This is a genomic window from Pedobacter sp., from assembly GCF_035566355.1.
Taxonomy (GTDB): Bacteria; Bacteroidota; Bacteroidia; order Sphingobacteriales; family Sphingobacteriaceae; genus Pedobacter.
Window position 1 is genome coordinate 1 of the sequence record NZ_DATMRL010000410.1, and the last position, 11,750, is coordinate 11,750.

Sequence of the window (11,750 nt, forward strand, 5' to 3'; positions counted from 1 at the left end):
CTATACACTCCTTGACAAAGCAGTTTACTGGACAACAATAAGCTCATATGTTGATTTCTTTCCCGAAATAGAAGAAATGTATGCCAAATTACCCGCCTACAAATCTTCGGCAAAAACAGGCAACGCCGAGTTCGATAAACTGTTTAGCAAAATCGTAGCTTTCGACTTTACTTACCTAGCCATCGGCTACCTCTATACACCTCGCTCCACACACCCAAGTCAGGAAGAGATGAGCAACTATTATACTCAATTCAAAGCAGATGATTACCTCACAGCAGATCTTTTAAAACTACCCTACGGAGATCGTTTACTTAACTACCTGGTCTACAAAAAAATAGATATTTCTACGAAACCAAGCATCCAGCAACAAGTTGAGGCTATACCTGTAGATGTCGTTAAAGGCCAATATGCACTCAGCAAACTTACATCGGCAGTTTCTTTTAGCGAATATGAGGAGATGTTCAAAACATTCAAACCTTATTTCATTTTAGAAGACCAGAAAGAGCGGGCGCAAGCTATGGCCGTAAAACTGGTGAACACAAAAGAAGGAACACCGGTTCTCAATTTTAGCTTTCCCGATGTCAATAACAGGAAAGTCTCTCTATCAGATTTAAAAGGCAAAGTAGTTCTCATCGATGTATGGGCAACATGGTGCGGACCTTGTAAAGCAGAAGAACCTCACTGGGAAAAACTTGTAAAAAACTACAAAGGAAAAGATGTCGCATTTGTAGGTATTTCTGTTGACCAGAATAAAAAGGCCTGGGATAAATATACATCTGAAAAGAATCTAAACGGAATACAACTATATGCAGGACCTGGCAATGATCTTTCCAAAGCCTATCAAATCAATGGAATTCCCCGCTACCTGTTGATTGATAAAAAAGGAAACCTTATCACACCAGATAGCCCAAGGCCAGCTGATCCTAAACTCAAGTCACTCATCGATACCTGGCTTTCCAGGTAACACCCTCTCCGGTCTGGACCCAAAAAAAACCTGCACCTCTTTTCACACCTCAGGACCTGAAGCACTTCGCGGAAGGTCCAGTGAGAAAAGAAGAGCAGGGTTTTTCACAAGGAGGGCCAGCCCCCGGAACCCTCCTTGTAACCTAATACTACGCAATCACCGGCACCGGCCCCTTACATACACTCTCCGAGGTCAGATGCTCCGTAATCAAAGAATTAAAACTCATATACGCATACACATCATCGTCCGCAAAATCCACAGGCATCTGCAACGTAAAAGTCAAAGCAGATCTGGCAATCACGTTCTCCACCGTAACAAACTCCTTCTTTGCCGGATTATACACCAAAAAAGAGCCCATATCAGTACCATCCCTGAAAGGCGTATTACCGTAGCTATTCGTCCAGGTAAACTTCAACTTAGCACCAGCAACCGATTCCACACTGAAATCCTTCGGCTTATCCAACTTGCCCACACTAAATTTCACCTTAGAAAAATCAATCGAGTAATTAGGCCCACCACCCAATACCGCCTCCGCCAAATGATAACGCACCGCCACATTCATCGGCGTAGTAATCTTACTCACCGAACGAAAACCCACATTAATCAAATTGCCAAACCAGCTCAAAAAGCTCGTAATCAAGGCAAACTGCAACTGCTGATTTTTCTGTTTAAGCGTAGGCGCCTTACCCGTATTCCGGGGCATGCCCTTAATCACATCTAACGTACGCCAATAAGACCCGACCACCGCGCCAGTCTTGTTCCTGAAGCCACCAAGGACCCCTTGTCTAATAATTCCCATGTTCTAAAAAATTTAAGATTTAAAAATTTGTTCATTCGTCAAAACACATCAACCCACCCATACCTGGGAGCTGTTAAGCCTCCGTAGAAATGACGATACAAATAGAAGCAAACAAGAAAGCCACAGGTAGTTCCCCAGGGTTAGGAACCCCTAGTGTAAAACCAGGCAAAAACAAGCCTGGAATGCCAAAGAAACAGCATTTATTTTTCACAAAACTTAGTTATTAGAATAGGCATCCACCTTACCTGCATTTGTTATATTTTCAGTAATTTATATCTAATATTTTTATTACTTTCGGGTAAATTAAATAGTTCTCAAATTCTAAACGCATTTCTTTTCGAGCTGACATTGATTGGCGCTGAATCAATAATCTTTATAATATGACTTTTACAGATGCTTGCATTTATTTCATAATAGCAATTCTAAGTGTCTCATATCCAATCCTATTGCAAGTCATTGGACGATTAGATGAAAGATACAGTTCCTCTTTAATTACGGCCCTATTTCAAAAAGAAAAAAGCTGGAAAGGGTTCAGTACATTATTAAAAATATCACTCTCCTCAATTATCATCTATGTATTAGTAGATATTATCCTAAAAAGCACCTTACCCGAAGGTAATTACGGTGCTAAGATTGTTTTATGGGGAATAGGTCTAATAATACTTATTATCACGACAATATTGATATACTATTTTTTTCTATTCACGGAAAAAATTCTTGCTTATTATACTCCAGTAGAGTTAATAAGATATTTTCAGGAAGAGAGGAAAACAAAAGAAACTGATGAATATATTTATTTTCGAGCACTAGCAGACATATTATACCTTTCTATCAAGACAGAGGAAGAAACAAACTGCGAAACATTGTCCATATACTTCCAACAGCAATTTAGTGAAATTCTTAAAGCAAGCCCAAACTCCAAAGTGTTGTTTCCTGATGCTTTTTATGAAATAGCTTTTAAAACTGTCAGGGATTCTGTATACAAAAACTCTCCTAAACTTGGCGCTATAAGTAATCGTGCTTCGGATGGAAACTGGTTATTAGGCGGAATTAAAGAAAAAAGAATACATCGGCAAACTTATTACCAATTATGGGCCAACTTGACTATCCTGGCAGATCACGGTCAGGACATACAAATAATCAATTATTGGCAAAATGCGAATGACTATTTCTCAACCGTACTGCCCAAGTTAAACATTGAAAGAGATCACGAAAATTTAGAAGTTATACTTAATGAAGAGGAGTACAACAATCAAGAAAAGGAGCGAGGTATTTTCTTTGAGTTTAATCTAGCATTAGGAGCATTACTACTTTATAAAAAAAGATATCGCTGTATAAGAGGAATATTTGAATTTACAAATTCGTTTCCACCCAGGTACTATCTGTTGCCAGATAGCTTTATAGAAATCCTGGATCTTTTCGTAAGATTTGATGACCCTAATGACTTTAGACTAAGTAATGAGAGAATTAGATATTGGTTTCCAGGTGTAACTGGAGGAATTAATTCTGAACAAGCTATAAAAAATATGCTTTGCAAATACATGGCAATTCTATTTTTACGTCAATATACACTTCAATCCTATTATTATGGTCTCAATCCTTTGTCTGAACCGCAAAGCCCAAACACTCTTACGGAAAAAGAACAACTGTATAATCGCCTGGACTATTTTGGACGATTATTAAAACAGGTCCTAGACGATCAAAAATTGTTAGAAGATTTAGGATTTGAATTTTTAACCGCCGAATGGTTTGAGGAAGCAAATGCGATTCCACCTAAAGACATCATTCAAAATTTCAAAATCCAACTAAAAGAAGAAATTGAAAATTCAGAAATAATTCAGAATCTACACCAACCTCATGTCGATAAATTTTTAAATAAGTCAAAAGAGATACTTACCAAAACAATAAACAAAATTTCTGTTTTAAAGAATCCTGTATCTATTTCAAATAATTACGATGAAACTCTTATTAAGGGGTTCCATCAACTTATGGAAAGAGCACCGTTTCTTGAAGAACAACTCTCAACTAAATTGAATTTTGATTCATTCTTTGCGAGTAGATTATCAGAAAGCATTATATCTAACTTTTCAAAAGCATTACGGGCAAGAATTACAAGTAACTACTTGCTGAAATGGGAATCTTTTGAGCAAGCAATTACTAATCTAGCTTTAAATCCAAATGATCATGTGATACTTAATTTTGGGATAAAAATTAGTTCATTGATAGCAAAACAGGGCATAAAAGGTGTATCCTCCGAATCATGGAAAGGTATATCAATAATAAAAGTAACTGAATATGATTTTAGACTCCTCTCGATTGGTTTTCTAGTTTTGCGAAAAGCAGACTTACCAGAAATAACAAAACTTCCAATAGAAGAAAACGAAATTCAAAAATTTAACCTAGAATCATTGGACAATGATCTTTATGGCTCCGTTGTCGACATAGGTAGAGTTGAGAACCTAAGAAATGAAATTTCAAGCCCTGGTACAAATCTGGATAAGTCGGTATTGCTTGTTTTGACCTTTTTACTCCGCTTACGATGGAATAAAAATATGCCAATTATCAGAATTGTTTTGTACGATAAGTATCTTCAACAAGGAACGGCGGAACAAGCGAGTGATGTTACTCCGTTTGATCAATAATTCCTATTCAATAAATCCTCCAATTTAGTATTAGTGCTATTAATATGAAAACTTCTCACCTCTACTAAATTATTTAATCTACAGACTATTTAAGTCCATAATTATAAAGATCCTTACCAAGAATGCTAAGTTCAAATCCGCTACTCCATGAGCTAAATTCATAACCTAAACCACTTGCTAAAACCAAAGCTTCCATATCCAATTGCAATGGTTTGTCTCCCCTACTTTCAGGAATTATAAAATCCGTTGAAGCAAGCTCCGCCAAAAAAGAGAATATCTTGGGGTGTGCGGAGTTTAGGCAAGTAGATAAATGATTGAAATGGCTCCAATCAAAATGGCCTTCAACATGTGCGGCAAATAACTTCGCTAATATTTTTGATTTCTCAACCTGAAGGAATGCATCATTATAAATGATAAGGCTTTCTGTAGTCTTATGACGATATTCTTTATCTTCTTTAAAACGCTGTTTGAATTCTTCAAGTTTCCTGTTATCAATTTCATAAGAATGAAATTCTCTTAGAAAAGTCATGAATTTCTTTGTGAAATAAAACTCCTTAATTCCAACACCAATCTTGTAAGCTGCGTATATTGATTTTATAATTGGTATTTCTTTTAAAAATCCATCTTCAAAAAAACTGTCCAACGGTATTTCAGCATAGTCTACACTCAAATCTACACTGGTAGAGATAATCTCTTGTGATGCTGGCTCAATTAGACCATTTGATTGATTTTCTTCACGCATAAGATACAGTTTAATGATTTTTTATCGTAAAAATATTATAGATCTTCTGACTCAATTTTTAAATGGCCAAAAAAGGATAACCCTTTGCTTACCATAAATTCATTAAGAAAATCCATATTATCATTTCCGCTATCAAATTTTAAAATCGGACAAATTTCCCGATCCCCATTATATGCAGTCAAGGTAAACGTCCTCTCTCCTGAATTTATTGGTATTGCCCTTCCCATCTTGCAATTCAGAATTTCCTTAATAATTGTCCTTAAATTTGTTTCAGCAGATGTAGTTTGTGCAAGACCAATTAAATTTTCTAGATCATTATTCCCCCATGCATAAGGTGGCCTTTGGGGACCGTCGATATATGCTTTCGCGAATTCATGCTTAACACAACTAGATCCACTTAGATCGAATGGCGAAGAAAAAATTCCCGGAGCTTCCTCATAAAAAAACATCTCCCAAATGGCTGCCTGCCTACTCCAATTCGCCTGCCTTTCTATTTGATCAGTAAAGTGTGAAACACTTTTATTCTTATAAATTTTATCCCAATCATAGAAAGGATCAATAAGAACCCTTGGCCACTTCGCCTCAAATAATCCTACTTTTAGTTGATCTTTAGCTTCAAATACAATCATAGAATCACATCCAAACCTCCGCTCCTGAGTTCCTTTATTTACCTTTGCAAACCATTTCCCTTTTAACCCTAACCCATAATATATAATATTATTAAAAAAGCCATATGGGTACTCTAGATGCGTAACTAACCTTGAAACATAGTCCCTTTCGTCTGAAACGACACCTTTATGCAAATCACCACGAACACCAATATCCAATCTATAAAATAATTCTCCAATAAGTTCAGCTCTAATTTTATCTAGCATTATATTGAAATTTTGTTTACGAAGCTACCTTTTGATATTACGAATCATGGAGATTAAAGTATTTTTACAGTAATTGCTTACTAAGATGATCCTTACAATGATTTTCTATCTTCCAACTAGTCAAACTGTTGATCGAATTTTTTGTTGTTTTATCAAAAGCTACACTATTCCAGTTTTGTTTTAAAATTTTTGCCTTTTGTGGAGAAGCTTTCTCCCAGCAGTTCCTTGCATATTTCAAAAAATACAATCCATCTTTGTATTTTTTATTCTTTATCAAAATTTCTGAAATCCAACTACACGCATAACCAATATTTAATATAGAATTTGTATTTATTTCTTTGAGCAATATTTTTAATGATACATAATAGCAAAACAAAGCATCATCATATCTATCCAAATACTCTAGAGATTTCCCAATATTTCCATAATAGTGCCCACTAAAATCAAAATTTATTTTATCTATATTAAGAATCTCATCTAGATTCTCGTTTCTCAAAAAATATTCCAATGCTTTGTTTACATTTTTAACATTTTTAGAATCTCTCAAAGCTAAGGCATAGTTATGCCTCAAACTATGATTATCCGGCAAGTTAGATTCATCTAAGAGATATACACCTTCTTCAGCCGCTAAGATTGCTTTTTCAAATAACCCTTGATACCATAGGGAATATGATTTCTGACTGCAATAAGACAAATAATGCGAACTTTTTCCTAAAATTATCTGCGAGTATTTTTCGAGATTCTCACCACAAATCTCATATTTACCTATATGAACTTGCGTTGAGGTCAAGACTGAAAACTGAGAATGAAAATACGGATATTCTTGACTTACGGCCTCTTTCCATCCTATCGTGTTAAATAAAAGTTCAGCCACTCTTAAATATTCTTCTAAGAACCCAGATGTCAAAATTGCTGAACTTACTTCTTCTAATGAAATGAGAGCAGATGTAAAATCCTTCTTATTTATTTGCAATTCAATTTTTGAAGTCCAATTTTGAAATTCACCAATTGTTAGATTTGAATTCAGCTTAGGCTTAAGAATGTATATAAATTTGTCATAGTATTGCACAAAAAGCGTAATAAATTTAGCTCTCTCATTGTTTGGATATTTGGTCAAAACAAACTCCTTAACCAGAGGATGAAGTTCAATTTCTTGATCACTTAATATCTCAACCAAATTCAAATTTTTCAAAACACGTAATGATTTATTGAACTGATTAGTGTTCAATTCACTATCTAATATATTTCTTAAATTTTCCTCTCTTTCTGGTTTTACAGTTTCTGATATCCCTCTTATTAGAGTTTTTTGTTTGTCATTAAGGGAGTTCCAAACTTCATTTAATATTTTTTCGGAAAGAATCGCCGAGAAGTTATCTTCATCAAATGACGACTTCTTTTCTACTTGATTAATAAAGTTGTTAACAACTTCAATTCCTCTAATTGCTTGCCCGGCGATTAAATTTAGCCATAACGGATGACCTCGTGTAACTTTGTGAGCTCTTATACTTAAGGCTCTTAACTGTGATTTAGTTATTGAAATATCATAAAAGCCAAATAACTGTTCACATTCATCCTCCGATAATCCTGTTAAAGAAATTTGGTAAAAATTTATTCCTGCTTCTCTTATGAAAGGTCTACATGTAAAAATAAATTTAGAATTGTGTTCGCGAGTTAAAATCTGCTCGAAAAAATAGCCCAGACTCCCACTCGGTTTAAATGTTTCCAGATCTATATAACTATCAACATTGTCGAAAACAAAAACAATCCTACGTTTATTAAGATAATGAAAGAAAGCATCTACCAAATCTTTGGCATTCATTTCTTCCAGATTTGTAATTCTAAAATCGCTAGTTAACCTTCTGATCAACAACATTAACTTAGTCTGGAATCTATTAGTCTCTTCTTTAAAATCTCGCCAATCACCAAATTCATAGGTATTAGAATCAAAGTAATTTCTTAAAAAATGCGCCGCTAATGCAGATTTACCCTGTCCCCCAATTCCTGTTATAAAAACAACTTTAAAATTATCATTCCCAATATTTACTATTTCTTTTGTTCTGCCTACCCAGAATTTATTACTTGGTGGAGAATCAAATTCTGAACTCTGAGTAAACTCAACAATTGTTTCCTTAGAACTACTTTCAATTTTGCTTTGAATTTCTTGTAGTTCTTCTTTTTGCTCAATCTTTATTTTTATTAATTCATCTAATAATTTTTCCAATTCAGTAAAGTCATCGATGACGATTGGAGTAACTTTATTTGGCCAATTTTTATTTTTTTGAGTTGTAATCACAAAATGCTCTGGTGTGAATCCAGAGTATAATCCACTGATATAATTGAAAATGTAATTTATATAAGGATCATTAAGACTAAAACCAATGAATAATATAGATTTGTCTGAAATTATTTTCTTCAATTCGAATGTAGAAGATTTTTCATCCGTTGAATAAAGATTTTCATATTCAGATGGAAACAATACACACTTGTCTGGCTCATTTATATCACCATGGATTTTGAAAATATACTTTTCAAATTCAGATAATTTTGCTACTTTATAGTTATGAGTATAAATAATTTTTTCATGTTCTACGAGAGCCCTTTCTAAAAGTTCATCGTAATTTGTCGTTATTATCTTATTGGATAAGTCTCCAATTTTTTTGTGAACATTAGTGGGACTAACGCCATCAAACTTTTTTAATTCTTGATAAAATATTTCAATAGAACTTTCTTTCCAATGACTTATTTTATTTAAAATTTCAATAGGAGTAAAAAGCTCGTCCTTAAGTGCTTCTTTAAATTTCTCAGCCTTTAGTTCTTTTGTCCCAAGTCCATCCAATATTTTTTCAACTAGGTCATTCCAACTGGGTAAGCCTGCACTCATGGATATGCCTGCTCCAGTAAAAATCACGAAATTGTTTTGTTTTATTTTCTTTTTAAGTTCTTCAGGAATGTTGAGCGCCATCTATTATATATTATTGAAATGTTGGTGGGTAATTTAGCAAAATCTTCTAATTTTCCAATATTATTGCTTTAATACAATACTTCTATGAATCAAAACTCTCTTCCCGCCCCCAAAAAAACCTGCACCTCTTTTCACACCTCAGGGCCTGTAAGGTCCAGTGGGAAAAGAGGTGCAGGTTTTTTCTTCCCCGCACAATCCCATTCAACAAATCCTATTATTCTCACTTACTATGATAAAAGTTCATCAAAGGCAAATCAAACACCACCCCAATATTAAATTCCGAAGCAGACTTAATCGTATTATCCGATGAAGATAAATCATCAAAAGTTCTAAGTTTAGGCAAATATTGATAACCCACCACCACATCCAACGGCGTATTCTTTATTCCAAAGTGATATTGTAACGCAGGAGAAATAAACTGAGATAAATTAACCTGTCGCGGAAGACCAGATGATGCATCATTAGCAAACCTATACCGTACCGCAGCACCAATATCAATGATCGTTAAAGAAATCGCATTTGAATTACCCCGGAGATAAACAATATGACCATCCTTGTTGACCACCATCTGCCGCCCAGGCCTCTTAGTACCACTCCAGCTAAACGAAACACCGATCGGCGCAGTAAGACCATAGGCAAAATGCGGACGATCCAGACCTTCCAAGCCAGCCACAATTCCAACATATGCATTTAAATCAAAAGAAAACCTGCTGGAACGTTTCACCCTGTACGATTGCGGCGGAGAAGCATAATTGGCAATAACCCCACTTAAGGACTGACTGTTATTTGCCAGCATTACATCATTAATAAAAGACATCACCTTTTCAAACACAGCATAACGCCCGTCGCGATAGTTCCGCCTGTACCAATCCATATTCGTACAAAAATTACGGATAAACAAGGTATCATTATCAACAAAAGTTTTATTAAACCATGCAGTATAACCAGTTACTGTCCTTAAGGTTACCCCAAACTTGCTCAAATCAGACAAGTCGCTATCCAACTTCGTTTGAGGTGCATTATTATCTATATCAACCTGATATTGCTTAACCAACAAATAAAACGTTCGATAATGGCTATTGCTATTATACCATTTTTTGAAATCAGTCAGACTCTGGTTCTTATTTGCAAAAAAATATTTAATAAATATTTCCCGGTATCTGATTTCCGGATCCTCCATATTCTCCAGCAGAACTTGTGTCAACTTTAAAACCTGGGGATAATTTTTAGACTGTACCGCACTGTAAAGATCAGTAACAAGCTTACATGTAGTAGTCAGATTTTTTAAATAGGCCTGATACTTTTCAAGATCCTCTACTTTGGAAAACAAGGGATCGACTTTTACGATGAAAAAGTTATTTTCTTTACTTACAAATTGCGAAAACATGTCCCCGATAAAAGTCCAGTAACTACTTGCATTGTGCCGGTTTGCCTGATCTAAACCATCATTATTATGGTTCTGAATAGCAACCTGGTACTGGTTAATAATAAAGAAAAACCTAGACATCCAAAGCCGAAGTTCATTTATAGATGGCAGGGTCCCGGGATCGTCATTACTTAATTTAACCTGGATAAACTTAAAAACTTCAGGATATTTCTGCTTCAATAAACCCATAAGCACTTGAAACTCATCGTCACTTAATTGGTTAAATTCCGTATAGCTGATCCAATACCGATTAGTAGTATTTACGGAAAAGAATTCATTATTGACCATATGCAAAAATTGAATATAATTACCCAACATAATATTCATCTTACTCCCAACATCCCTCCCGGGATAAGTCTGATAGGCCACGATATCCCGGTTAAGATAACTGATCACGTCAATAAAATTGCTGTTATCCCTGGACATAGAACACAGCCTTACGATCATTCTGAAAAAATCATAATAATCTCTTTTAGAACCACTTAACCGATTTTCAAAATACTTCCTAACGTCCTGATCACCAGCCAGTTTTTCAGGAATACGTATAAAATCTTCGGCAAATGAATTTCGGAACTGCTGTCCAAAATCCGGTGCTTCGTAAGTCTGCACAGAGGTCATCAATGCAATCGTATTTGGGAAAAGCGTCAGCAAAATAGAATCGCCATTTAATTTTTGTTTTAGGTTATCAAAAAATGCCAACGAAGCCTCAGTTTTCACCCTATTCGCCAAATAATCCGCCATCGCCCCAATAATTTCCGATTCTGAAGGAAACGCCATTTTAGGGGCCATAGCCTGTTGTACATTTTGCTGAGCATTTTGCTGAATAGATTTAAATGTACTACTCATCTCGATGGTACCAGGGTTAACATCCCCAGATAACTCCATCTGTCTGATGCTTACAGCAGACAATGCTTTATTATTGCTAAAGGCGGTAATTATACCCACTGTATCTAACAAGACCTTATCGTCCAATACCTTCTTTAACTCCTTATAAACAGCTTTTAAATTTTCAGAAGATGGTATTTCTTTAAGTGGATAATTGTCTTTTATGGAATTCTGCGCATTAATTAAAAGGACCGAGCTGTTTAATATCAACGAATCATTTTGAACTGAATCTGAAGTGAACGAATTCTGTAAGAGATTAACTTTTTTTATTGCTGGAGATTTGGTTAAAGAATCAAAAAGCAAAATCCTCTTAGACAATGATTCTGCCAGTACCAGATCTTTACTCCTCAGTGTGCCCTGTATTTCATTTAGCCGATTATAAACCCAGATCAGCGTGAGTTTTCTAGCCGTATTTTGTTTAATGAGGGAGGAAATATAATCACTGAAATGATAAA

At 35.1% G+C, this 11,750-nt stretch carries 7 protein-coding genes; 2 read left to right on the forward strand and 5 right to left on the reverse strand.

All coding sequences use genetic code 11. The features are described from left to right. A partial coding sequence (locus tag VNZ46_RS15920) for a TlpA disulfide reductase family protein (RefSeq protein WP_325561051.1) occupies window positions 1-964 on the forward strand: 964 nt, incomplete at its 5' end. 148 nt (window positions 965-1,112) lie between these two features. Here VNZ46_RS15920 and VNZ46_RS15925 read toward each other — a convergent pair. Beyond that, window positions 1,113-1,763: a DUF6266 family protein gene (locus VNZ46_RS15925; protein ID WP_325561052.1), complete on the reverse strand. Its 651-nt coding sequence runs from the start codon at window positions 1,761-1,763 to the stop codon at window positions 1,113-1,115. Window positions 1,764-2,143: 380 nt separating this feature from the next. Here VNZ46_RS15925 and VNZ46_RS15930 point away from each other — a divergent pair, with 380 nt between their 5' ends. Next, window positions 2,144-4,405, forward strand: a complete 2,262-nt coding sequence (locus VNZ46_RS15930; protein ID WP_325561053.1) for a hypothetical protein — start codon at window positions 2,144-2,146, stop codon at window positions 4,403-4,405. 85 nt (window positions 4,406-4,490) lie between these two features. Here VNZ46_RS15930 and VNZ46_RS15935 read toward each other — a convergent pair whose 3' ends face one another. From VNZ46_RS15935 to VNZ46_RS15950, 4 genes are all read right to left on the reverse strand, one after another. Further along, window positions 4,491-5,147 carry a hypothetical protein gene (locus VNZ46_RS15935; protein WP_325561054.1) on the reverse strand — a complete coding sequence of 219 codons (657 nt, stop codon included), beginning with the start codon at window positions 5,145-5,147 and terminating at the stop codon, window positions 4,491-4,493. 35 nt (window positions 5,148-5,182) lie between these two features. Further along, the gene (locus VNZ46_RS15940) at window positions 5,183-6,022 is read right to left on the reverse strand and encodes a hypothetical protein (protein WP_325561055.1); all 840 of its coding nucleotides are present in this window, start codon (window positions 6,020-6,022) and stop codon (window positions 5,183-5,185) included. Window positions 6,023-6,086: 64 nt separating this feature from the next. Next, window positions 6,087-8,984 carry an SIR2 family protein gene (locus VNZ46_RS15945; RefSeq protein WP_325561056.1) on the reverse strand — a complete coding sequence of 966 codons (2,898 nt, stop codon included), beginning with the start codon at window positions 8,982-8,984 and terminating at the stop codon, window positions 6,087-6,089. A gap of 220 nt (window positions 8,985-9,204) precedes the next feature. Beyond that, a partial coding sequence (locus VNZ46_RS15950) for a hypothetical protein (RefSeq protein WP_325561057.1) occupies window positions 9,205-11,750 on the reverse strand: 2,546 nt, incomplete at its 5' end.

What these genes read in the sequence shown, in the direction of transcription:
- VNZ46_RS15935 (WP_325561054.1), bottom strand. Translation starts at nt 5,147, where the DNA reads ATGCGTGAAGAAAATCAATCAAATGGTCTAATTGAGCCAGCATCACAA.
- VNZ46_RS15940 (WP_325561055.1), bottom strand. Translation starts at nt 6,022, where the DNA reads ATGCTAGATAAAATTAGAGCTGAACTTATTGGAGAATTATTTTATAGA.
- VNZ46_RS15925 (WP_325561052.1), bottom strand. Translation starts at nt 1,763, where the DNA reads ATGGGAATTATTAGACAAGGGGTCCTTGGTGGCTTCAGGAACAAGACT.
- VNZ46_RS15930 (WP_325561053.1), top strand. Translation starts at nt 2,144, where the DNA reads ATGACTTTTACAGATGCTTGCATTTATTTCATAATAGCAATTCTAAGT.
- VNZ46_RS15945 (WP_325561056.1), bottom strand. Translation starts at nt 8,984, where the DNA reads ATGGCGCTCAACATTCCTGAAGAACTTAAAAAGAAAATAAAACAAAAC.